The organism is Eubacterium sp. AF15-50 (assembly GCF_934835595.1).
In the GTDB taxonomy this organism is placed as follows: Bacteria; Bacillota; Clostridia; order Lachnospirales; family Lachnospiraceae; genus Eubacterium_G; species Eubacterium_G segne.
In genome coordinates this window covers 1-21,971 of record NZ_CAKVZL010000020.1, presented here as the reverse complement: position 1 = coordinate 21,971, position 21,971 = coordinate 1, and the positions used below count along the sequence as shown (strand labels likewise).

At 34.2% G+C, this 21,971-nt stretch carries 26 protein-coding genes and 1 pseudogene; 5 read left to right on the top strand and 22 right to left on the bottom strand.

Annotated elements, in window-relative coordinates; genetic code table 11:
- The first annotated feature begins 54 nt into the window (after positions 1-54).
- A complete protein-coding gene (locus Q5O73_RS04060) occupies positions 55-426 on the top strand; it encodes a metal-dependent transcriptional regulator (RefSeq protein ID WP_021953245.1) in 372 nt (123 codons plus the stop codon).
- Between the two features lie 43 nt (positions 427-469).
- Here Q5O73_RS04060 and Q5O73_RS04055 read toward each other — a convergent pair whose 3' ends face one another.
- The 8 genes from Q5O73_RS04055 to Q5O73_RS04020 are packed head-to-tail and all read right to left on the bottom strand — an operon-like array spanning position 470 to position 5,087.
- Positions 470-1,114: a SpoIIIAH-like family protein gene (locus tag Q5O73_RS04055; protein WP_021953246.1), complete on the bottom strand. Its 645-nt coding sequence runs from the start codon at positions 1,112-1,114 to the stop codon at positions 470-472.
- A gap of 16 nt (positions 1,115-1,130) precedes the next feature.
- Complete coding sequence (locus Q5O73_RS04050; protein WP_302669083.1) at positions 1,131-1,682, bottom strand: hypothetical protein; 552 nt, start codon at positions 1,680-1,682, stop codon at positions 1,131-1,133.
- Positions 1,648-1,971: a stage III sporulation protein AF gene (locus tag Q5O73_RS04045; protein ID WP_118588468.1), complete on the bottom strand. Its 324-nt coding sequence runs from the start codon at positions 1,969-1,971 to the stop codon at positions 1,648-1,650. The genes Q5O73_RS04050 and Q5O73_RS04045 overlap by 35 nt, the downstream gene beginning before the upstream one ends.
- A gap of 1 nt (position 1,972) precedes the next feature.
- The gene (locus tag Q5O73_RS04040) at positions 1,973-3,112 is read right to left on the bottom strand and encodes a stage III sporulation protein AE (protein ID WP_021953249.1); all 1,140 of its coding nucleotides are present in this window, start codon (positions 3,110-3,112) and stop codon (positions 1,973-1,975) included.
- 18 nt (positions 3,113-3,130) lie between these two features.
- Positions 3,131-3,511: a stage III sporulation AC/AD family protein gene (locus Q5O73_RS04035; protein ID WP_118588466.1), complete on the bottom strand. Its 381-nt coding sequence runs from the start codon at positions 3,509-3,511 to the stop codon at positions 3,131-3,133.
- 11 nt (positions 3,512-3,522) lie between these two features.
- Positions 3,523-3,717, bottom strand: a complete 195-nt coding sequence (gene spoIIIAC, locus Q5O73_RS04030) for a stage III sporulation protein AC (protein WP_021953251.1) — start codon at positions 3,715-3,717, stop codon at positions 3,523-3,525.
- Positions 3,718-3,738: 21 nt separating this feature from the next.
- The gene (locus Q5O73_RS04025; RefSeq protein ID WP_302669082.1) at positions 3,739-4,251 is read right to left on the bottom strand and encodes a stage III sporulation protein AB; all 513 of its coding nucleotides are present in this window, start codon (positions 4,249-4,251) and stop codon (positions 3,739-3,741) included.
- Positions 4,242-5,087 (bottom strand): ATPase, T2SS/T4P/T4SS family, encoded by an 846-nt coding sequence (locus tag Q5O73_RS04020; protein ID WP_302669081.1) that lies wholly within the window; start codon positions 5,085-5,087, stop codon positions 4,242-4,244. The genes Q5O73_RS04025 and Q5O73_RS04020 overlap by 10 nt, the downstream gene beginning before the upstream one ends.
- A 111-nt stretch (positions 5,088-5,198) precedes the next feature.
- On the opposite strand from Q5O73_RS04020, the gene Q5O73_RS04015 reads away from it, so the two are divergent.
- Complete coding sequence (locus tag Q5O73_RS04015) at positions 5,199-6,521, top strand: polysaccharide deacetylase family protein (protein ID WP_302669080.1); 1,323 nt, start codon at positions 5,199-5,201, stop codon at positions 6,519-6,521.
- Between the two features lie 63 nt (positions 6,522-6,584).
- Here the strand turns inward: Q5O73_RS04015 and Q5O73_RS04010 are convergent, their stop codons facing one another.
- From Q5O73_RS04010 to Q5O73_RS03975, 8 genes are all read right to left on the bottom strand, one after another.
- Positions 6,585-7,313, bottom strand: coding sequence for an amino acid ABC transporter ATP-binding protein (locus tag Q5O73_RS04010; protein ID WP_368076743.1), 729 nt, complete (start codon positions 7,311-7,313; stop codon positions 6,585-6,587).
- Between the two features lie 10 nt (positions 7,314-7,323).
- Positions 7,324-8,094, bottom strand: a complete 771-nt coding sequence (locus Q5O73_RS04005) for an amino acid ABC transporter permease (RefSeq protein ID WP_243052967.1) — start codon at positions 8,092-8,094, stop codon at positions 7,324-7,326.
- A 56-nt stretch (positions 8,095-8,150) separates the two neighbouring features.
- Positions 8,151-8,936: a transporter substrate-binding domain-containing protein gene (locus tag Q5O73_RS04000; RefSeq protein ID WP_021953257.1), complete on the bottom strand. Its 786-nt coding sequence runs from the start codon at positions 8,934-8,936 to the stop codon at positions 8,151-8,153.
- Positions 8,937-9,057: 121 nt separating this feature from the next.
- Entirely contained in the window at positions 9,058-10,035 is a 978-nt protein-coding gene (locus Q5O73_RS03995) for a YafY family protein (RefSeq protein WP_302669078.1), read from the bottom strand.
- Positions 10,036-10,165: 130 nt separating this feature from the next.
- Complete coding sequence (gene rlmH / locus Q5O73_RS03990) at positions 10,166-10,645, bottom strand: 23S rRNA (pseudouridine(1915)-N(3))-methyltransferase RlmH (protein WP_021953259.1); 480 nt, start codon at positions 10,643-10,645, stop codon at positions 10,166-10,168.
- Positions 10,646-10,656: 11 nt separating this feature from the next.
- Positions 10,657-11,442 carry an amino acid ABC transporter ATP-binding protein gene (locus tag Q5O73_RS03985; RefSeq protein ID WP_302669077.1) on the bottom strand — a complete coding sequence of 262 codons (786 nt, stop codon included), beginning with the start codon at positions 11,440-11,442 and terminating at the stop codon, positions 10,657-10,659.
- A 14-nt stretch (positions 11,443-11,456) separates the two neighbouring features.
- Entirely contained in the window at positions 11,457-12,110 is a 654-nt protein-coding gene (locus tag Q5O73_RS03980; RefSeq protein WP_021953261.1) for an amino acid ABC transporter permease, read from the bottom strand.
- 89 nt (positions 12,111-12,199) lie between these two features.
- Positions 12,200-13,003: a transporter substrate-binding domain-containing protein gene (locus tag Q5O73_RS03975; protein WP_118588461.1), complete on the bottom strand. Its 804-nt coding sequence runs from the start codon at positions 13,001-13,003 to the stop codon at positions 12,200-12,202.
- 180 nt (positions 13,004-13,183) lie between these two features.
- On the opposite strand from Q5O73_RS03975, the gene Q5O73_RS03970 reads away from it, so the two are divergent.
- The gene (locus tag Q5O73_RS03970; protein WP_302669076.1) at positions 13,184-13,774 is read left to right on the top strand and encodes a hypothetical protein; all 591 of its coding nucleotides are present in this window, start codon (positions 13,184-13,186) and stop codon (positions 13,772-13,774) included.
- A gap of 55 nt (positions 13,775-13,829) precedes the next feature.
- Here the strand turns inward: Q5O73_RS03970 and Q5O73_RS03965 are convergent, their stop codons facing one another.
- The 6 genes from Q5O73_RS03965 to Q5O73_RS03940 all read right to left on the bottom strand — a co-directional run bounded on the left by Q5O73_RS03965 (position 13,830) and on the right by Q5O73_RS03940 (position 19,201).
- Positions 13,830-14,567, bottom strand: coding sequence for an HAD family hydrolase (locus Q5O73_RS03965; RefSeq protein ID WP_021953264.1), 738 nt, complete (start codon positions 14,565-14,567; stop codon positions 13,830-13,832).
- Between the two features lie 17 nt (positions 14,568-14,584).
- Complete coding sequence (locus Q5O73_RS03960; protein WP_021953265.1) at positions 14,585-15,313, bottom strand: YebC/PmpR family DNA-binding transcriptional regulator; 729 nt, start codon at positions 15,311-15,313, stop codon at positions 14,585-14,587.
- Between the two features lie 110 nt (positions 15,314-15,423).
- On the bottom strand, positions 15,424-15,771 hold the full coding sequence (locus Q5O73_RS03955) for a type II toxin-antitoxin system PemK/MazF family toxin (protein ID WP_118588458.1): 348 nt from the start codon (positions 15,769-15,771) through the stop codon (positions 15,424-15,426).
- A 97-nt stretch (positions 15,772-15,868) separates the two neighbouring features.
- Positions 15,869-17,053, bottom strand: a complete 1,185-nt coding sequence (gene alr / locus Q5O73_RS03950) for an alanine racemase (RefSeq protein WP_368076741.1) — start codon at positions 17,051-17,053, stop codon at positions 15,869-15,871.
- Positions 17,054-17,067: 14 nt separating this feature from the next.
- Positions 17,068-18,552 (bottom strand): NAD(P)H-hydrate dehydratase, encoded by a 1,485-nt coding sequence (locus Q5O73_RS03945; RefSeq protein WP_302669075.1) that lies wholly within the window; start codon positions 18,550-18,552, stop codon positions 17,068-17,070.
- 10 nt (positions 18,553-18,562) lie between these two features.
- Positions 18,563-19,201: a redox-sensing transcriptional repressor Rex gene (locus tag Q5O73_RS03940; protein WP_302625016.1), complete on the bottom strand. Its 639-nt coding sequence runs from the start codon at positions 19,199-19,201 to the stop codon at positions 18,563-18,565.
- 208 nt (positions 19,202-19,409) lie between these two features.
- On the opposite strand from Q5O73_RS03940, the gene abc-f reads away from it, so the two are divergent.
- Entirely contained in the window at positions 19,410-21,323 is a 1,914-nt protein-coding gene (abc-f, locus tag Q5O73_RS03935; RefSeq protein ID WP_021953270.1) for a ribosomal protection-like ABC-F family protein, read from the top strand.
- Between the two features lie 90 nt (positions 21,324-21,413).
- A pseudogene (locus Q5O73_RS03930) lies at positions 21,414-21,971 on the top strand (carbamate kinase); the annotation flags it as partial.

The window sequence follows — 21,971 nt, the reverse complement described above, 5'->3', positions numbered from 1 at the left end:
TTATATAACGTGGTATAATTACAGTAAATATTCGTTTTAAGGAGTTTTTCATATATGAAAAGTAATGAATCTGCAGAAAACTATTTAGAGACAATACTGGTTTTGAGTAAAAAGCTCCCGGTTGTTCGTTCCGTTGATATTGCCAACGAACTGGGATTTAAAAAATCAAGTGTCAGTATTGCCATGAAGAATTTGCGTGAAAAAAATCATATAACTGTAACAGATTCAGGTTTTATCTATTTAACTGATGAAGGAAAGGCTATTGCGGAAATGATTTACGAGCGCCATCAGCTTATATCAACATGTCTTGTAAAGCTGGGAGTTCCGGAAGACATTGCCGTACAGGATGCCTGTCGTATTGAACATGTTATTAGCAAAGAAAGTTTTGAAGCAATAAAGAACCATTTAAAAAATAACACAAAATAAATAAGGCGCTGCCATAAGCGGCACCTTATTTATTTTTGTGCTTTTATTTCGTTCCTGTAGGAGTAATCGTTATATTATCCACACTAACTCCCGCTTTTCTTTTTATCACATCCTCTATCTGTGCTCTCTTTGCATCATCTACTTCCTTTTCGCTTATTATTACATCAGCCTGTTTATCACTAATTGTTACCACGATATCATCAAATCCCTTTGCTTTAAGTAATGTCTCAATGGTATTTTCCTTTTCATTTAATTCCGTAAGTTTCACCATTGATTTTACGGCTTTCTTTTTTTCACCTTCACTTATATCGTTATTATTAATCACTTCTAACAATGTTTCTTTATTTTTGGATCTTATCTGCTCTCTGTTTAATCTTGCCTGTGCCATGTATGAAGCCAAATTAGTGCCATTAGTAAGTACTGCTGCCCCCGGTTCTTTAGTTGTTTCTTCCCCTGCACTTTCTTTTGTTTCCTTATTATTAGCGTCTTCCCCATCTAAGCTTTCAATATCATTATCTCCCGTTAAAAGATTGTCACCGTCATAAACAGATTCATATGTAGTTCCATTTACCTTTGCAGCCTCTTTTTTCTTATCTGCATTATCCGCATAATTCAAGTATCCGGCAACTGCAATTAATACTGCAAGAAATGTTACGATAAACTGATTTTTCTTAAAAATCTTTTTCATGTTACCCCCTTAATATTTAATCAATTTCTACTACAGATATTTTATGCAGGGGAACATCAAACAATGCAGACAACATCTTTATTATCTCCTCCTTTTTTGAAGAATCCCCTATACCTGATGCCATAATGGCTATTCCTTCCACTTCCGGATACATTTCCTTTATCACATAAGGACTTTCTCCATTATCATTTTCCAAAATAACCGTCTTTTTCTTTTGACTGTTGCTTTTTTCCTCATCACTCCCTTTTTTAGATTGAGATGCTTCATCCTCACTGTCTTCCTTTACCACCTTTTCATTTCCGGACTTTAAAGTAACCATAACGGAAACCTTTGAAACTCCCTTTATGCCTTCAATCATATTAGAGATTTTTTCTTCCATTATTTTTCCATAGTCATCTTCAAGGCTTGCACCAATATATTCCGTCTCCCTTATTTTAGTCTGTCCTTCACTCCTTCCATTTTCAAAATATGATGCTCCTATAAGCATTATTCCTGCCAACACTAAAAGCATCAGTTTTTCTTTACCTATTTTTTTAATTTCCATTATTTTTTTCAGATTCATCTTCATACTTTTCACTTATCCTTTCAAATAAATCCTCCCTGAATTTGTTCACACTGTTTTCTAAATTACTGTTTTTATCTATTTTTACATGGCTATATTCACTTATGATTTTATCTACATTAATGTTGTTTTTTTTGTATTTTACAATAGGATTAAATATAAGCATTAGAAGCAAAAATCCTGCAAAAAGTTTTATATATTTCTTACTGCTTTTTTCCGGAAATATATTTAATATAAGTGTTGTAACAATCATAAAAATACTAATATTTCTTATATATCCATAAACAAATTCCATACTACTCCTTTCCCGTCACTATGCATATTATGGCAATGCTTATAATAAACAACATTGAAGCCCCGATAATCACTTTGGCAAGCATCTTTATTCCCATAACTACACAACTTATACTATTAATCATTCTTTTATCTGCTACAGGCTGTACAACTGCCTGGGCTATCTGCATTGATATGGAATATAACTGAATTTTAATAAAAGGCACTCCGCAAAGCATAATAATCACAATTATGGCAAAACCTCCTATGGTATTTTTTATTAAATTAACAGAGCCTAACAATATACCGCATACTGCATCTGAGCCATCTCCTACCACCGGCAATGCTCCTACTACCTTTCTAATGGCATTGTTTTTCACTCCGTCTACTGCCGGAAGTATCAGTGCCTGAATAATATTAAGACCAACAACTATACCTACGACGGTTTTATTAATAAAAGCTATGGCGTTTTTCAGCAAATCCGAAGTTTTGGATAAAAAATCCTCTTTTGATATATTATTTATAAGATTAATTGTTACATAAACCTTTATCATTGGAACAAGAACCCTTAAAAATATAAATTGTGCCACACTTATAATAACTAATGTAAGCTGATAAAATCCTGCCGCAGCCACCTGACCTGTTATTGCCACAGACAGGAAATACGCCGGTACAATGCCACACAAAAACTCCAGCAGAAGCCTTACAAAATCAGTGGCAATCAGGCAAAAATTTTCAAATAAAGTCATAAGCATTGTAGTAACAATTAAATAGCATATGTAAAATCCTGTGGAAGATATTCCTTCATTTGAAAACACATTGGCAAAATTAGTAAAAAAAGCAGATAAAATTACAATTAAAAGCAAATTTCCAAGAGCTTTTTCAACCATTGTAAAATCCCCAACTGTTTTCTGATATACCACATTAGAGCATTCCTTTATTGCATCTAAAACATTTCCACTCATAATCTCATCTAAAATATGCCTGAAATTTAAATCCCGATATCCGTTTTTCTCCAAAGTTTTTATACTGTCATTTATTTCAAAATCGTCAATTGACATGTACTCTTCATTTTTATTTAAATCAGATGCCTTTATTGTAACGGTATTTATTCCCCAAATACATATTGCCAGCACAATAGCCATGTAAACATATTTTCTCATACTTAATTCTCCCATACTTTATGTTAAAAGGGATGTAACTGCATATATCAGTTCCGTAAACACCGGCAGACTTACTACTAAAACCGTAAGTTTTCCAAATATCTGTACCTGATTTGCCACTGCTAAATAACCGCAATCCTTAGCAATATCAGAGGATATTTCCGATACAAAGGTGATACCGGTTATTTTTAGTAAAATTTTAATGTAATCTTTACTTATTGAAGTCATTCCTGAAAGCCTGTCCACTATTTCAATAATATCGGAAATTCGCAGCAGGGAATATCCAAAAATAAATATGCACACCACCACTGAAATCATAATTCCATATTCAGGCTTAATTGTTTTAAACCACACCGCCAGAATTACCCCGACAATTCCTATCACACCTATTGTAAGCATCTTTTTCCTTCTTATAACTCAAATAATTTCTGTATTGTTTTAAACAAATCATATATATAAGGTACAATCCACATAAGAACTAATATTAATCCCGCCAAACTTGTAAGAAATGCCTGTTCCTCCCTGCCACTGTGTTTTAATATCTGCCCTATAACCGACACGATTATCCCCACAGCAGCAATTTTAAAAATCAATCCTATTTCCATACTTTCTTCACCTTTCATTTGTTATAAAAATAAAATGGCAAGAAATGCCCCTGCAGCTATTCCGGTAGTTCTGTATAACCGGCATTTCTCTGTTTTACATTTTTTTAATTCCCCTATATTGTCATCAATACATTCCATGGCATGATCAATATTTTTTATTTGTGTTTCTTTGTCTGTCATACCTATTGTATTTCCCAAATCTTCAATAATTGCTATATCCTCTTTTGACAGTTTACTGTCTGCTACAAAACTTTTTTCTATATTAAACTGCCATGCCTCTTTCAATGTGCCTACATTATCTTTTATCACACCTTCAAAAAATCCCGTCATTATATTATCTGAAATCCCTGTTAATTTTTTCATGGATTCATATATTCCTCCATTGTTATACTTAATTTCCCCTTCCAGTAAAAACAGCATTTTCTTAACCTGCTCTAACTGACTGATACGGGCGTTATAATCCCTTCCCATACCAAATCCTATTCCACCGCAACCTGAAAATATTAATAAACATCCAAATATTTTCAACAACATATGTACTCTCCTATTCTTTTTATAATTACTTTTCTTTCAAACATATTTACCATATCTTGTCCAAACTTTTTTGTAACATCTTCCACATCCCTGCCGTGAGCTGTAGCTATAACCTTTACTCCGCTTACACCGGCTGATTCTATGGCTTCTATATCCTCTTTTTTTCCTATTTCATCTAAGGCAATTATTTTAGGTGCCATTGAACGGATTGCCATTAATATCCCATCCTTTTTGGTGCAGTTACTTAATATATCTGTACGAATACCTAAATCTATGGTAGGCACTCCCATGTACATTCCTGATATTTCATTTCTCTCATCAATAACACATATGCTTGTCCCCGGTGTTTCATTACTGATTTTTTTAATATAATCCCTTAGTAATGTTGTTTTCCCCAATCCCGGTGGAGAGATTATAAGAATGTTCTCAATTTTTTCATTGCTTTTTGTTTTTTCATATAACATTTCTCCGTAATGTTCAATTTGTCTGCATACACGAATATTTAAAAATTTTATATTTTTTATTGCCTTTATCCGGTTATTTTCCTTCACTATTACACCGCCAAATCCAATACGATGACCTCCCGGCACAGACAAAAATCCCTCTTTTATATTGTCTTCAAAAGCATATGCTGAATAATCCGTGACTATGTTAAATGTATCTGAAATATCATCCTCTGATATTATTACATCTCTAAAAACTTCCTCTGAATTTACCTTATTTATAATCAAAGGGCTGTTTACTCTCATTCTAATCTCCGTTATTTTGTTATATTCCGGGCACCTCTTCACTTTTTCCTTAATTTTTAAATCAAAATACTCATATAGCTCTCTCATTTTTATTCTCCTCATGAAAATATATGATTAATTAAATTTATTATTCTATTTACTTTTAAATTTTTGTACTGTAGAATTAAATTAACAAAACAAAAGAAAGAGGGAATACTTATGAAGAAAAAATCAAATTCACGTAAGATAGTAATTTCTGCATTAGCAGTTGTTTTGGTTACTGCCTTGGGATTTAGCATTGCCTTTGCCAATTCCAAGCCGTCTCATGCCGTGGAGTCTTCCTCCACTATAGAAACTACTGCTTCTGATGTTGTAGAAACTTCTACTACACCGGAAATTAATCTTATTAAAAAAATCACTCTTAATCACTCTTCTTTAACTCTTACTAAAGGAAAGAAAAGTGTATTAAAAGCCAAGGTAACATATGATGGGGATTCTTTTGATACTAACGAGGATTACGTCTGGAGCAGCAAAAATAAGTCTGTTGCCACTATTTCCAAAAACGGCAAAGTGGTAGCTGTTAAAGCAGGCAAAACATATATAATATGCAGTAGTCAAAGCGGAAATGTTAAGGTTCGCTGTAAAATCACAGTAAGGAATCCATATAATCCTGTAAAGACCATTAAGTTTGACAAAGACCAGATGCGTCTTAACAAAAAGGATAAGCGTGTACTCAAACCAATTATTACATACGGTGACAAAAAGAAGAAAAAGTATGCTCACGAGGAACTCATCTGGAGAAGTTCAAATAATAAGGTTGCCACTGTAAACAAAAATGGTAAGGTAACAGGAAAGTCTAATGGTACAGCATATATAAAAGCTACTTCTAAATACACTAACAAGAGTGTAAAATGCAAAGTATTTGTTCAAAATACCAAATATATTGCCATTACCTTTGACGATGGTCCGGGAGAATATACCAACACTCTTCTTGATGCCTTAGAAAAGTATCATAGCAAAGCCACATTCTTTGTTCTTGGAAACCGTGCCGCAGCATATAGCAGTCAGTTAAAACGGGAATACAACTTGGGAATGGAAATTGGAAGTCACACATACAGTCATAAGAATTTAAAAGCTATTCCTAAAAAAGAAGTTATTAGCGAAATTAATAACACTAAAAAAGCCGTAAAAGATGTTATTAGTGTTGAACCTAGTTTACTTCGTCCGCCATATGGAAACTATAATGCTACAGTAAGCAAACATGCAGGTGTTCCAATGATTTACTGGTCTGTGGATACTGAAGACTGGAAATACAAAAATGCCTCATATGTTAAGAGAACCGTACTCAATTTTGCATCAGACGGACAGATAGTATTGTTACACGACATTCATCAGACAACTGTTCAGGGATTTATTAAAGCCTTACCATCTCTTAGAAAACAGGGCTATGAATTAGTAACTGTAAGTGAGTTATATGCCATTAAAGGCAAGACCCTTAAAAAAGGTGTAATGTATTATGGTCCATATAGAGACAATAATTAAATTATAGTTTAGGCAATAAAAAATAGAGCATTCCAAAATTGATGCTCTATTTTTTATTGGGTTTTATATTACCTTTGACAGAAAAGATTGTGTTCTTTCACTTCTTGGATGTTCAAATATCATTTCCGGAGTTCCCTCCTCAATGATTTTGCCTTCATCCATAAAAATCACTCTTGATGCAACTTCTCTGGCAAAACCCATTTCGTGAGTAACAACCACCATTGTCATTCCCTGTCTTGCCAAATCCTTCATAACATTAAGAACTTCTCCTACCATTTCAGGGTCAAGGGCTGATGTAGGTTCATCAAACAACATAACCTCAGGCTCCATACACAACGCTCTGGCTATAGCCACACGCTGCTTCTGACCACCTGACAACTGCGAAGGATAAGCTTCAGCTCTGTTTTCAAGATTAACTCTTTTCAAAAGCTCCATTGCAGTATTTTTTGCTTCCTCTTTGTCCTTTTTAAGAAGCTTAGTAGGTGCAATAGTCATATTCTTTAAAACACTCATATGAGGGAATAAATTAAAATGCTGGAATACCATTCCTACTTTCATACGATAATTGTTAATATTAGTTTTGCTATCTGTAATATCCTCACCATCGTATGTAATTTTTCCTTCAGTTGGTATTTCAAGTAAATTTAAAGTACGAAGCATAGTAGATTTTCCTGAACCTGACGGTCCTATTATAACTACCACTTCTCCTTTTTTTATTTCAAGACTTACGTCATCTAAAGCCTTGATTTCACCATTTTTATAATATTTCTTTATGTTTTCTGCCTTAATCAGAGGCTTAAAACTATCGTTCTGCATTTCTCAGCCTCCTTTCCAGCTTTCCTAAAAGCCATGTAAAGAACATTACCATAACCAGATAAATAACGGCAATGAAAATAAGTGGGAAATACGGATTATAAGTAGCCGCTCTTACCGAGTCACCTGCTCTTGTAAGATCCATAAGACCTATATAACCACACACAGCAGTTTCCTTCAATAATACAATAAACTCATTTCCAAGAGTTGGAATAACATTCTTAAATGCCTGTGGAACAATAATATAAATCATTGTCTGGGCATAATTGAAACCAAGGCTTCGTCCTGCTTCGTTTTGTCCAATATCAATAGACATAATTCCACTTCTGAAAATTTCTGCCACATAGGCACCTGAGTTAATACCAAATGCCAAAGCAGCAATTGGAATCTGAGCATTGGAGCTTTGGAATACAATAAAGTAAATTATAAGAATCTGAACAACAACCGGCGTTCCTCTTATAACTGTAAGATAAACTTTACATATAAAATTAAGTATTGCTAAAATAATCTTTCCAAATCCCATCCTCATTTCGTCATACTGTCTGGTATAAGTTGTCCTTACTATGGCAATTAACGCTCCTATTGCCACACCTAACAGTAATGCGAAAAAAGTAATTATAAGTGTGTTTTCTAATCCGGTTAAATATAACTTCCAATAATTTTTTGAAAAAAAGCAGGTATCAAACTGTTCCTTTATATCTGCTATACTAAGTGAACTTAACCATTTAATATTCCACATACCATTAAATAATATCTGCATTGTAACCTCTTATCTTAAAAAGGCTGCCCTGCTACAGGCAGCCGAATTTTTTATAATTATTTTGCTTTGATATACTTATCAAGAATCTTCTGGATAGTACCTTCAGCCTTTAATTCATTAAGTGCGCCATTTATTTTATCTTTTAATTCTGTATTATCTTTTGCAACAGCAATTGCGTAATCTTCTGTTACATATTCTGTATCAAGAATCTTAAGACCCTTATTAGCCTTTACAAATTCCTTTGCAGGCTGATTATCAATTACTACACAATCAATCTTTCCACTAACTAAAGCCTGAACTGCATCAGCACCTTTGTTAAACTGCTGAACCTTACCAAATCCCTTGTCCTGAATATCTGATGTACAGTAAATATCACCTGTTGTACCAAGCTGAACACCGATTGTGTTATCAGCACCCTTAGTTGTTAAGTCCTTAACATCTGTAATTTTTGAATCTTCTCTTACAATAACAACCTGAACACCTGTAGCATATGAATCTGTAAAATCTACATTTTTCTTTCTTTCATCTGTTACTGTCATTCCGGCAGCACCTATAGCATCTTTTCCTGATGTAATAGCCGGAATAATTGAATCAAAGTTCATATTATCAACCTTTAATTCCATGCCTAACTTATCTGCAATTGCCTGAGCAATATCAACATCGATACCAACTACATCTTCACCTTCAACATACTCATATGGTGGAAACTCTGCGTTAGTTGCCATTGAAAGAACCTGCTTTCCGTCCCCGCCACTTTTTGAATCTGATGACTTGCTTCCACATGCGCTGAAAACAGCAGTTGCCATAACAAGTACCATTACTAATGAAATAATCTTTTTCATTTTTTTGTTCTCCTTATTAAATATATTTTATCTAATGCATAAAAATTTGCCTTTACAATTATATCTGATAATAGTCATTATTTCAATTAAAAAAATTAAATTTAGTAAATATTGAAGAATATTAATCATAATTGTTACCCATTGCGGTAATTTCTGCTTTCATTTCCTGTACAAATGCCTCCGGCTCTAGCACTTTAACCCATGCCCCCTGACTAAGAAGAAACATCTTTATTCCGTCTCCATAAACATTAGCACTTATTGTATATTTTCCATTTTCACATTTTACAATTTCAGATTCAGGTATTTTATCTAATACTGCCTGAACTGATGGCCCGGTAAATTCAAATTTAACGTACCGCTTTATTCCCTGTCCCGGCCACATATATTGAATCTTGTTTTTAAGCTCCCCTTCATCAAATCTTTCATTATATTCAATATAAAAACCTGTTCGGTGCTTTATGTAACTGACTATTCTGTCCATTCTGTAAAATCTGTTAACTTCTAAGCCATTTGCACTGTGTGCAGCAATAAGATAAAAATAATACTCGCTAAATACAATAGCCAACGGTTTTACCTTTCTTGTTATTTTACTTCTATCCATTTTATAGTATTCAATGGTAATCTCCTTCTGTTCCCTTATACAGTTTGAAATTCCCCATACATTATCTAACACATTATCACAGTCTGATTGTACCGGTATGTAATGATATAACTCTTTAGACGTAAGCTCATTGGTCATTTTCTTATCTTTAGCCGACATAAATGTTTCCATTTTATTTATAATAAGCTTCATTTGATTTTCATTAAAACAACGGCTGGCAATAAGTACCTTTATTACGGCTAACAATTCTTTGCTTAAAAGAAAGTTATCCATTTCTAAATAATACGCTCTTTCCTGATATGAATACATTATTTCACACCCAAAAGACCTTCCTTCATTGTCGCATAAAAAATTCTTTAGTTCATTAATATCCCTTGTTATACTTTTAGTTGATACCTGATACTCCATGGATAATTTCTTTACGGAAACGTATTCACCACAAACTAATCTCATAAATATATCCAAAACTCTGTATTTCTTATGAATGGATTTTGACATTTTAACACTCCTTTATGCTATATTATCTTAGATTATAGCACATCATTAAGACATATATGTGTCCTGTTAAGTCTTTTATTTTAGTTTTTTGAAACATTACTGCAATAAAAAAAGCACTTTCGTGCTTTTTTTATTTATGATATGGCTGATTATTTATTATTCTGTAACTTCTATATATCTGTTCCAGTAAAATAACCCTCATAAGTTGATGAGGAAATGTCATTTTAGAAAAACTAAGTTTGTAATCAGACCTGTCTGAAACTTTTTTGTGTAATCCCAAAGACCCACCAATAACAAATACTATATGACTTTTCCCATTAATTCCTAACCTATTAATTTTGTCTGCCAGTTCAAGAGAATCTAACTGCTTTCCATTAATTTCCAAGGTTATAACATAGGCGTCATCAGGTATTTTAGCTAATATCCGGTTTCCTTCTTTTTCTTTTACCATATCAGCCTCTGTTTCTGAACAGTTTTCCACTGTTTTTTCATCCGCCACCTGTACCACCTCTGCCTTGCAGTATCTGGAAAGCCGCTTTAAATATTCATTCACTGCCTCTGTATAAAATTTTTCCTTAATTTTACCAACAGTTAATATTATTATTTTCATATAAACTCCTGCTAGTTTTGACTAAATCTTGATAAGAACTGTCTTGTTCTCTCTTCCTGTGGATTTTCAATTACCTGCTTTGCATCACCCTGCTCCACAATCACTCCACCATCCATAAATATAACAGTATCTGCCACATCTCTGGCAAAAGCCATTTCATGGGTAACAATAACCATTGTTGTCTTCTCTTCAGCCAGGGATTTTATAACCTTAAGCACTTCTCCCGTAAGTTCAGGATCAAGTGCCGATGTAGGCTCGTCAAAACAAAGAATATCCGGTTTAAGTGCCAAAGCCCTGGCAATGGCTACACGCTGTTGCTGTCCTCCCGAAAGCTGGTGTGGATAATGATTAACCCTGTCTGCTAATCCCATTCTTGCCAACAATTCTTTTCCATGTTCTTCTATTTTGTTATAAATTTCTTTTTTATTCTGCTTAAAGTCAGGCAAATCCTTTGCCAGCATTTTTTCTGCTAATGTAACATTTTCCAATGCTGTATACTGTGGAAAAAGATTAAAAGACTGAAATACCATTCCAAAATGAAGTCTTTTGTCTCTTAAATCCTTATCTTTTTTGCTTTTTATCTGACTTGCATCAAACAAAATTTCATCATTTACTACAATGGTCCCACCGTTTGGTATTTCAAGAAAATTAAGACATCTTAAAAGAGTTGTCTTACCTGAGCCTGAAGAACCTATAATTGCCAAAGTCTGTCCTTCCTCTAAATCAAAACTTATATTTTTTAAAACATCGGTGCTACCGAAATGTTTCTCTATATTTTTAACTTCTAACATTGCCATTTCAATACACCTCCTTATTTAAAATAATCTAATTTCTTTTCTATGTAATTAAACAAAATGGTAAGAATACCTACGAATATCAGATAAAATACCCCTGTGTAGAACAGTGGCCATATAATACCCTCTGATTTCATAAAGTTTTCCCCCATTACCGTTAATTCCTGTACAGATATAATTCTTGCTAAAGATGTATCCTTAACCAATGTAATTATTTCATTTGACATTGGTGGCACTATTCTCTTAATCATCTGAAGTAATGTGATTTTAAAGAATATTTGGAATTTAGTCATTCCTAGAACCTGTCCTGCCTCCCTTTGTCCTGCGGGAACGCCTTCTATACCACCTCTGAATATAACTGAAAAATAGCAGGCGTAATTAATGGTAAAGGCAACTACTGTTGCAATAACCCTGCTCCATGAATCCCCTGTCCACACATAATATCCTATTAATCCCGGGCCATAGAATATTATAATAATCTGAAGCATAAGAGGGGTTCCACGGATAATCCATACAAACACGTCAACAAGATATTTTAAAGGTTTAAATCTGCTCATTGAGCCAAAGGCAATAATAAGTCCCAGTGGCAATGAAAATATTAACGTTAATATAAATATTTCTACTGATATTCCAAGTCCGCTAAGTAACTCTTCCGTAACGCTTAAAAACATAAAGTTTCTCCTTAATCCTTTTACCGTTTTAAGGCAGAGAGCAAACAACCCTCTGCCTTAAAATAATTTTTCTAAATTTTATTATACCTTTATTTTGATGAAACTACAACTACCTGTGCATTATTGCAGTAAGCATTTGTACATTCCATAGAATTTTTAACTTCATTTGTCAATGTCATACCATTCCAAACAACGTCAATTTTCTTTGAATCAAGTTCCATTGTTTTTGTATCCCAGTTAATTACTACAAATTTAATCTTAACACCCAACTTTTCAGCAAGTTTCTTTGCTAAATCTGCATCAAAGCCAATCCAGTTTCCGTCTTCATCTTTGTAATCCATTGGTTCAAATTCCGTAATACCAACAACTAATGTTCCTTTATCTTTAATGTACTTAACATCATCGCCTTCAACATATTCACCTGCTTTAGCCTGCTCTACTAAGGTATCACTTACCTTATATGTATCAGCTATGGTCTTCATTTCTCCTGAAGCATATATTTCACTGAAGAAATTATTAATGTATGCTGCAAGATCTGAACCCTTTCTGCATCCTACACCATATTCTTCTGTAGTAAGCTTATCTGTGTATTTAAGGTCAGGATAACTTGTTCCTTCACCAATCATAGCACCTGCCATAAGTAAATCAATAATGGCAGCATCAGATGTTCCTGAATTTACTTCCATTAAAGCCTTTGCCTGTGACTGTACAGGGTTTGTGCTCCATCCCTTTGACTTAGCAGCTTCTTCACCGGCTGAGCCCTGTTCTACTGCATATACCATACTTGAAGCATCCTTCTTGTCACCTGTTTTCTTTTCGCTGCTTCCGCAACCTGATAAACATAATGTTGCACACATTGCAACTGAAAGTAATAAAGCAATTCTTTTTTTCATTGTATTCTCCTTTTTAATGTTATAATTCATTAACACTTTAATTAATTAAACAAGAGAACTATATCATAATAAAATATTAAAGTCAATTTTATATTTTTATTTTTGTAATTCATTTACTTGTTATAACATCTTACTTGTTATATAATTAAATTAATTATTTTACAAGGAGAGATATTGATTATGGAAAAAGGCAACATTGAAGATAAAATTTCTGTTGATAATCAGCCTGTGGATGATATTCCTGAAGCTTCCACTGACTTCAACGAAGAATTATCAAATTTTTCAGAAAATAAGGTTCATTCCTTTGTTCGCTTATCTGACAAATATGATGATATTATGTCATCTTCATATACTTTGATTTTAGTAGGTATTGTGGGAATTATTTTTATGATTTTAGTTTGGATGAAGATTATTCCCCTTCCTATCAGTTCAGAAACATCATGGCTGTTTAATTCAGTTATGGGTGGGGTTTTCATTATTTTTATAATTGCAGGGATTGTTTCATTTATGCATGCAAAGCAGGTCAGAATAGAAGCTGATGCTGAAGATAAGCTTATTGAAGAGCTTCTTTCATGGGCAGATGAAAATATTCATGCTGAGGATATTGATGAAGATCTTGATACTACCCAGCCTATGGAATTACTTTATTTTAACCGTGCAGATAAAATCAGGGATTTATTAATGTACCAATTTGAAAACGCCGACGAAGCCCTTATATATGAATATACGGAGCAGATATATCAGAAGCTTTATGAAAATAATGAAGATTAATTAAATATTTGCAAAGAAAAAGGAGCTACGATGTAACTCCTTTTCTTTTATCTCTTTAATTAAGATTTGGAAGATTGGAAATATATTCTTTAAATAAATTCCAATTTCCTTTTTTAATATCAAATGTATCTTCATTAAACTGATTTTCCACATATCCTTCAATTAGAAACACATCTATTCCAATATTTCTTGCAACCATGTCTTCATGTACATCATTGCCAACCATTATGCAGTCCTCTGAATCCTTGTCTAACATTTTTAACAGAAACTTATAATACTCAATATTGGGCTTTGCAAAACATGAATTTTCATATGTAGTTATGTAAGAAAAATCCTCCGGATTAAGACCTGCCCAGCCTAATCTTTCATATACGGCAATTTCCGGAAAAACAGGATTTGTTGCCACTACCAACTGATATCCTTTTTCCTTTAGTATGTCTATACACTCTGCCACTGTATCTATAGGGTGGGTAACATATCTTGCCACAGCGAAATCATCCTTATAGAACTTAATAATTTCCTTCTCCAGTTTTCTTTTAACTTTAGACTCCATTTTTCCATTACCATCTGTCATAAAGTTTTCAAATGCTTTCCAGAAACATTCCTCATTAGTAATAAGACCGTCATTTTGTACCACGGCCTTCTCACCCACCCATAATGCCGCAATAATCTTTTTAGCATCATAGCCTGCTGTTTCAAGTCTATTCTTTAACAGCAAAATATATGTATCTGTAAATTCCTTCATATCCATTGGAAGCAATGTTCCGTCTAAATCAAAAAGTACTGTATTCATCCCTTATCCTATTAAAATTATTCGTCCCAGTTATGATAAACCTGCTGAACATCTTCATCTTCATCAAGCCTGTCAATAATAATATTCATCTTCTTAATGGCGTCTTCATCTGATAATTCTACATAATTCTGCGGAATCATTGTTACTTCTGCCTCTGCCATTTTAATTCCTTCTTTTTCCAATGCTTCTCTTACATTGCTAAATTCCTCAGGTGAAGTAATGATTTCATAGCTATCCTCTTCGTCTGCAAAATCTTCTGCTCCTGCATCAACTGATATCATCATAAGTTCATCAGGATCCATGTCGCATTCTTCCTTATCAATGATAATCTGACCTTTTTCATCAAACATATATGATACACAGCCCTGTGCTCCAACATTTCCGCCACCCTTTGTAAAGCAGTTTCTTACGTTTGCAGCTGTTCTGTTTCTGTTGTCTGTAAGAGCATCGACAATAATGGCAATACCATTTGGTCCATATCCCTCGTATCTCACTGTTTCGTAGTTAATTGCAGCTGCATTACCGGCAGCCTTCTTAATACCTCTTTCAATGGTATCATTAGGCATGTTGTTGGCCTTTGCCTTTGCTATAACATCTCTTAACTTGCTATTATTATTAGGATCTGCTCCACCTTCTTTTACGGCTACCGCAATTTCCTTTCCTATAATTGTAAACATCTTGCCCTTTGCAGCATCATTTTTTTCTTTTTTATGCTTAATGTTGGCAAATTTTGAATGTCCTGACATAATTACCCTCTCTTCCGTAATTTTTTATTTATTTTAATCTATTCGCATAATTCAATAGAAATTTTAACATTTTCTAAATTAATAGTCAACTTTCCCTATACCGCTTTTGTTTATGTATCAAGCTCTAAACTAATTAGCAAAGCGGAATCTACTGTTTTTAATATTTCATTGTCCAGATGGCACACCTTATCCTTTAACCTTTTCTTATCAATAGTTCTTAATTGTTCAAGAAGTATAACCGAATCCTTTACAATGTCACAGTTTTCTTTATTTATTTTTACATGGGTAGGCAGTTTTGCCTTCGTCATACGGGAAGTTATGGCTGCCACAATCACCGTGGGACTATGCCTGTTTCCGGTGTCATTTTGAATTATTAAAACAGGTCTGACTCCTCCCTGTTCAGACCCGATTACCGGTCTTAGGTCGGCATAGAAAATATCCCCTCTTCTTATTACCATTTTTTCACACTCCAAATCATCTAATGTCTTACTAGTTATAGTATTCCACATTTTGGAATGTGTATTCAAAAGATTATTTTAAATTTAATCCCCGGCCTTACAAATCTATTTCATAATCATCTGTGAAGTAGTCTTTCGTGCCAATTACCTTACCGTTTTTTAAATACACCCTTGGAACCCTTTTACCTAAATCACATACAAATTCATAATTAAAAGTTCCTGCAAGCTCCGCTAAATCATCTATTTTGATTTCCTCGCTTCCATCAGTTCCTGCTAATGTAACCAAATCTCCTACTTTTACGTCCATTCCCGTAACATCTACCATAAACTGATCCATGCACACGCGCCCTACAATATTAGCGCGTTTTCCATTAATAAGAACATAGCCTTTATTGCTTAAATTACGTGGATATCCGTCTCCGTATCCTAAAGGAATAGTAGCTATTTTCATGTCATCCTTTGCAATATAGGTCTGACCATAGCTTATTCCCCGTCCTTTTTCGATATTTTTAACGTAAACAACGTGACTGTAAATTGCCATGGCAGGATACAATTTCATATTGTCCTTATCTATTTCATCTGATGGATACAAGCCATACATTGAAATTCCGGCTCTTGACAGACTAAGGGATGTTTTTTTCATTTCCATCATTGCCGCACTGTTGGCACACTGATGTATAGGAATTTTAACCCCTTTTTCTTCCACCAGATTAACAAATTTTAAAAATTCTTCAAACTGCTTATCTGCAAAGGATTTGTCTTTATAATCCGCCTTGGCAAAATGAGTAAATATTGACTCAATTTTTATATTTGGCAGCTTACTGATTTCCACAATTTCCTCTGCAGCTTCATTAGACGGTATGTATCCTATTCTGCTCATACCTGTATCTACAGCAATATTTATTTTTAATACTTTGTTAAGATTAACTGCATGTTGTGACATAACCTTTGCCATATCCAATGTAAACACGGGAGGTAACATATCTTCTTCTATCACCATATCGTAAGTACATTCCTGAGTATATCCCAGTATAAAAATTGGCTTATCTATGCCATGTCTTCTAAGGTTATGGCCCTCGTAAGCCGTAGCTACGGCATATCCGTAACATATATCATCTAAATCCTTAGCAATAGGTACTGCCCCATGTCCGTAACCATCTGTTTTTATTACTGCAACTATTCCTGTATTTTCATTTAATCTTTCCTTCATAATCTCTACATTTTTATGAATCATATCTAAGTCAACTGTTGCATAACCTCTAAAATACTTGTCAATTTCCATAATTTCACTTCCTGTTAATCTGTAATTACACTTTTTATTTCTTCAATAATATCTGTAGCCATAAGACCTGTTTTTGATACTTTATGGGCTGCCATATCACCTGCTAATCCGTGAACGTAAGGTCCCATTACCGCTGCCTTTTCAAAATCACAGCCTATACCTATGAGGGCTGATATTATACCTGTAAGGGCATCACCGCTTCCTGCCGTTGCCATTCCATTATTTCCCGAAAGATTAATGTAAATCTGTCCGTCAGTTGCAATAACGGTTCTTGCATCCTTTAAAACCACATTGGCACCGTACCTGTAATTAAGCTCTTTGGCATAATAAATAAGGTTTTCTGCAATTTCCTTAACAGGTTTATTTATAAGTCTGCTCATTTCTCCTAAATGAGGAGTTAAAATTAATTTCTTATGAAAGTTCTTTTTAACCCTTTCATCTGCAGCAATATTGTTTATTCCGTCAGCATCAATAACTGCCGGGATTTTTGACTCAATTACCTGCTCCACAATCATCTGCTGTATGGTTCCTATTCCTATTCCCGGCCCCACAGCCACAACGTCACACCAGTTTAAACATGCTTCAAAGGCTTTTTTGTCAAATTTTTCTGTGTTGTATGTATTAATCATAGCCTCAGGAATTAATTTTGCAATAATATCCCTGTTATTTTCGTGGGTAAAAATTCTTACAAGTCCTGCTCCTGCCCTAAAGGCAGCCTTAGCACACAAAACAGCGGCTCCTGAAATATCCCTGCTGCCTGCCACTATCAGGATTTTTCCAAATGTTCCTTTATTAGAATAATTAGCTCTCTTTGGAATCATTTTCAAATCATCCACACCGGCATATTCTAATATTTCCGAAGCCTCATTGTAAGACTGTACCGGATAACCAATGTCTGACACCTCTACCTGTCCGCAGTAATCAGCTCCCGGATATAATACCGTGCCTATTTTGTGACAACCGAAAGTTACAGTATAATTGGCTTTTATGGCACATCCCATAACTTCACCGGTATCTCCGTTGATTCCTGATGGAATATCAACGGCATAAATAATATTTTTCATTTTATTTATTTCCGAAATAAGCTGTTCGTATGTACCTGTAACGTCCCTTGATAAACCTATTCCAAATAAAGCATCAACTACCACATCGGCATCTATAACACTAGATACCACAGGAACTCCTATTTTTTCCACAATACTTAACTGGGTTTTAAATTCCTCTGTTGCCTTTTCCTTATCTCCCATAACAAAAATACAGATGTTATATCCTAAAAGATACAACATCCTGCCTATAGCAACACCATCTGCCCCATTGTTACCAATGCCTGCAATAACCTGTATTGTTATATTATTTTTTTGTTTTCTTTCATTTTTGTCAATTAAATCAGCTACACTTTTTGCTGCTCTTTCCATCAAAACCAATGATGGTATTCCAATCTCATTTATCGTATAGCTGTCTATTTTCTTCATATCCGTGCCTTTAACGATATTCTCCATGAGTATGCTCCTATTTGTTTAAACTATTGTTTTTTTCTGAAATTCTATATGTAAGCTTCATAAGACTCTCTGACAGATGGACATTTTCAACAATAATGTCTCCCGAAACTCCTAGATCCGTATGGGCAAAATTCCAAAATGCCTTTATGCCACACTCTACCAGTTTCTCAGCTATTTTCTGTGCCGGTTCCTTAGGTAATGTAAGTGCCACAATTTCCACACTATTTTCCTTAACATAATCATATAAGTATCTAATGTCCAAAACCTTACCGCCTGCTGTGTCTTTACCTATCAGTTCAGGATTCTTATCAAATAACGCAGTAATCTCAAATCCCCTGTTTCTGAAATTGCCATAATTGGCAATTGCCTGACCTAAATTTCCTGCACCTACGATAACCATTTTATGTGTTACGTTAAGCCCTAAAAGCTTTCCGATTTCTTCATATAAATACTGAACATTATAGCCGTATCCCTGCTGTCCGAATCCGCCAAAATTGTTTAAATCCTGTCTTATCTGGGATGCTGTAACATTCATTCTTTTACTTAACTCTTTTGAAGATATACGCTCAATATTTTCCTGTCTTAGTTCATCTAAATATCTATAATAACGAGGCAGCCTTGAAACAACTGCTTTTGATATTTTATTCATGCTAACTCCTCATTCTTTTTTCTCTAATGTTTAATTATAAGTACATAGGGAAACATTGTCAAATATTTATCATTCTTTTATTTTTGGGATTTTCTCATAATTTCAGCCTATATTAAAGTTAATGGGATTTATAAACATATAGTTTAAAAATATGCTTATTTATGGTAAACTGTTTTCCAGGAAAATTTACTTTTACAGGAGAAAACAAATGATATTATCATGTAATCATATATCAAAATCTTATGGTGTTGACACTATTTTAGATGACTGTTCTTTCTTTATTAATGATAATGAAAAAGCAGCCATTGTGGGAAATAACGGTGCCGGCAAGTCAACCATAATGAAAATTCTAATAGGGGAACTTAGCGCTGATAATGGAAATGTTACCATTGGCAAGGATAAAACCATCGGTTATCTTGCCCAGTATCAGGATTTAAGCTCCACTAATTCCATATATGAAGAAGTAAAATCCGTTAAGCAGGACATAATTAACATGGAACAGCGCCTTATGGGATATGAAAGGGAGATGGCTAACCTGTCAGGTTCTGCCCTTCAAAAACTTATTGAAGACTATACTAATCTTGAACATCGCTTTCAAATGTTAGATGGTTATTCATACAAAAGTGAAATTGAAGGTGTCATTAAAGGTTTAGGATTTACTTCTGATGATTTTAATAAAGAAGTGGGAAAATTATCTGGAGGGCAGAAAACCAGAGTTGCCCTTTGTAAACTCCTTTTAGGAAAGCCTGACATTATAATGTTAGACGAACCTACTAACCATTTGGATTTAAATTCCATTAAATGGCTGGAAAATTATCTTTTAAACTATAAAGGTGCGGTACTTATTATAGCCCATGACAGATATTTTCTTGACAGAATCGTAACTAAGGTCATTGAAATTGAAAATCATAAGTGTCATATTTATGACGGCAATTACTCCGCCTTTGCTGAAAAGAAAAAACAGCTTAGAGAGGTGCAGCTTAATCTTTACCTTAAACAGCAAAGTGAAATTAAACATCAGGAAGAAGTTATTGCCAAACTTCGCTCTTATAAACAGGAAAAGTTTTACAAACGTGCTGAAAGCCGTGAGAAGGCTTTAGATAAGATTGAATTAGTGGATAAGCCCGAAGAATTAAATGCTGCCATGAATATTACCCTTGAACCTGACTGTGTAAGTGGAAATGACGTTTTAACTGTTCAAAACCTTTCTAAGTCATACAACACACTGCTTTTTAAGGATATTAATTTTGAAATCAAACGTGGCGAGCATGTTGCCTTAATTGGTGATAACGGTACAGGTAAAACCACTATATTAAAAATCATCAATAATATTATTTCTGCCGATAGCGGTATGGTAAAGTTAGGTACTAACGTGCATATCGGTTATTATGACCAGGAACAGCATAACCTTACTGACAGCAATACACTGTTTGAGGAAATTGCAGATGCCTATCCTGATATGACTAATACCAAAATCAGAAACACCTTAGCTGCATTTATGTTTACGGGTGATGACGTTTTTAAATTAGTTTCCGATTTAAGCGGTGGTGAAAAAGGTCGTTTATCTCTGGCAAAGCTTATGCTTTCAGAGGCTAACTTAATTATTTTGGATGAACCTACCAACCACCTGGATATGACTTCAAAGGAGATTTTGGAAAATGCCATAAACAGCTACACCGGTACAGTATTTTATGTGTCCCATGACCGTTATTTTATTAACCGTACTGCAAGCCGTATTTTGGAACTAACTCATACCAAATTAATTAATTACCTTGGTAATTACGATTACTATGAAGAAAAAAAAGAACAGCTTACTGCTACCTTCGCCCCGGAAATTGTCAAGGAAAAGGAAGCAAAAACTGTTTCAGATAATAAACTTGATTATTTAGAAAGGAAGGCTGAAGCCGCAAGGATTAGAAAATTGAAAAATGACATTTCTAAAGTTGAAGAGAAAATAAAAAAATATGAAGACAGATTAAATGAATTAGATGAAATGCTTGAGGATCCTTCCGTATCTACCAATTCAGCTAAATTAAACGAAATCAGTAAGGAACAAAACGATATCAGTAAGAAGCTTGATGATTTAATGTTACAGTGGGAAGAGTTGTCAGACCAGCTTTAATTATTTGATTTTATCAAGGTTATTTATTGTATTTTAGGCTGTTTTATTCTATACTAGATATATCATTTTACATTTAAGGAGACTATCATTATGGAGAATAGAAAAGTTGTAGTCGCTCTTGGAAGAAATGCCTTTAGCGAGTCATTTCCTAAGCAGCAGGAGCGTGTTAAATTAGCTGCTAAGGCTATTGCAGACTTAGTAGAAGAAAAATATGAAGTTATTATTACTCATAGTAACGGACCTCAGGTTGGAATGATCCAGACAGCTATGACTGAGTATTCAAGACTTGACCCGGACAGAACTGTTGCACCTATGTCTATATGTGGTGCCATGAGTCAGGGATACATAGGATTTGACTTACAAAATGCCATTAGAACTGAACTTTTATCAAGAGGGATTTACAAACCTGTAAGTACCATTATTACTCAGGTCAGAGTTGATCCTTTTGACCGTGCATTTAATGCTCCTTCAAAGGTTATCGGACGTCTTATGACAAAGGAAGAAGCTGAAAATGAAAAGAAAAAGGGAAATTATGTAGAATACGAAGAAGGCGAGGATGGTTACAGAAGAATAATTGCCAGTCCAAAGCCAATTGACATATATGAAATTGATGCCATTAAGGCTTTAGTTGATGCCCATCAGTTAGTT

Coding starts and splice junctions, on each gene's coding strand:
- Q5O73_RS03975 (WP_118588461.1), bottom strand. CDS start 13,003: ATGAAAAAAAGAATTGCTTTATTACTTTCAGTTGCAATGTGTGCAACA.
- Q5O73_RS04015 (WP_302669080.1), top strand. CDS start 5,199: ATGAAGAAAAAATCAAATTCACGTAAGATAGTAATTTCTGCATTAGCA.
- Q5O73_RS04040 (WP_021953249.1), bottom strand. CDS start 3,112: ATGAGAAAATATGTTTACATGGCTATTGTGCTGGCAATATGTATTTGG.
- Q5O73_RS03945 (WP_302669075.1), bottom strand. CDS start 18,552: ATGGAGAATATCGTTAAAGGCACGGATATGAAGAAAATAGACAGCTAT.
- Q5O73_RS03995 (WP_302669078.1), bottom strand. CDS start 10,035: ATGTCAAAATCCATTCATAAGAAATACAGAGTTTTGGATATATTTATG.
- Q5O73_RS03940 (WP_302625016.1), bottom strand. CDS start 19,201: ATGAATAAAATATCAAAAGCAGTTGTTTCAAGGCTGCCTCGTTATTAT.
- Q5O73_RS03970 (WP_302669076.1), top strand. CDS start 13,184: ATGGAAAAAGGCAACATTGAAGATAAAATTTCTGTTGATAATCAGCCT.
- Q5O73_RS04050 (WP_302669083.1), bottom strand. CDS start 1,682: ATGAAGATGAATCTGAAAAAAATAATGGAAATTAAAAAAATAGGTAAA.
- Q5O73_RS04045 (WP_118588468.1), bottom strand. CDS start 1,971: ATGGAATTTGTTTATGGATATATAAGAAATATTAGTATTTTTATGATT.
- Q5O73_RS04000 (WP_021953257.1), bottom strand. CDS start 8,936: ATGAAAAAGATTATTTCATTAGTAATGGTACTTGTTATGGCAACTGCT.
- Q5O73_RS04035 (WP_118588466.1), bottom strand. CDS start 3,511: ATGCTTACAATAGGTGTGATAGGAATTGTCGGGGTAATTCTGGCGGTG.
- rlmH (WP_021953259.1), bottom strand. CDS start 10,645: ATGAAAATAATAATATTAACTGTTGGTAAAATTAAGGAAAAATTTTAT.
- abc-f (WP_021953270.1), top strand. CDS start 19,410: ATGATATTATCATGTAATCATATATCAAAATCTTATGGTGTTGACACT.
- Q5O73_RS03960 (WP_021953265.1), bottom strand. CDS start 15,313: ATGTCAGGACATTCAAAATTTGCCAACATTAAGCATAAAAAAGAAAAA.
- Q5O73_RS04055 (WP_021953246.1), bottom strand. CDS start 1,114: ATGAAAAAGATTTTTAAGAAAAATCAGTTTATCGTAACATTTCTTGCA.
- Q5O73_RS03955 (WP_118588458.1), bottom strand. CDS start 15,771: ATGGTAATAAGAAGAGGGGATATTTTCTATGCCGACCTAAGACCGGTA.
- Q5O73_RS04005 (WP_243052967.1), bottom strand. CDS start 8,094: ATGCAGATATTATTTAATGGTATGTGGAATATTAAATGGTTAAGTTCA.
- Q5O73_RS03965 (WP_021953264.1), bottom strand. CDS start 14,567: ATGAATACAGTACTTTTTGATTTAGACGGAACATTGCTTCCAATGGAT.
- Q5O73_RS04025 (WP_302669082.1), bottom strand. CDS start 4,251: ATGTTGTTGAAAATATTTGGATGTTTATTAATATTTTCAGGTTGCGGT.
- Q5O73_RS03985 (WP_302669077.1), bottom strand. CDS start 11,442: ATGGCAATGTTAGAAGTTAAAAATATAGAGAAACATTTCGGTAGCACC.
- Q5O73_RS04020 (WP_302669081.1), bottom strand. CDS start 5,087: ATGAGAGAGCTATATGAGTATTTTGATTTAAAAATTAAGGAAAAAGTG.
- Q5O73_RS03980 (WP_021953261.1), bottom strand. CDS start 12,110: ATGTTTTTAAGCGTTACGGAAGAGTTACTTAGCGGACTTGGAATATCA.
- Q5O73_RS04060 (WP_021953245.1), top strand. CDS start 55: ATGAAAAGTAATGAATCTGCAGAAAACTATTTAGAGACAATACTGGTT.
- alr (WP_368076741.1), bottom strand. CDS start 17,053: ATGGAAATTGACAAGTATTTTAGAGGTTATGCAACAGTTGACTTAGAT.
- spoIIIAC (WP_021953251.1), bottom strand. CDS start 3,717: ATGGAAATAGGATTGATTTTTAAAATTGCTGCTGTGGGGATAATCGTG.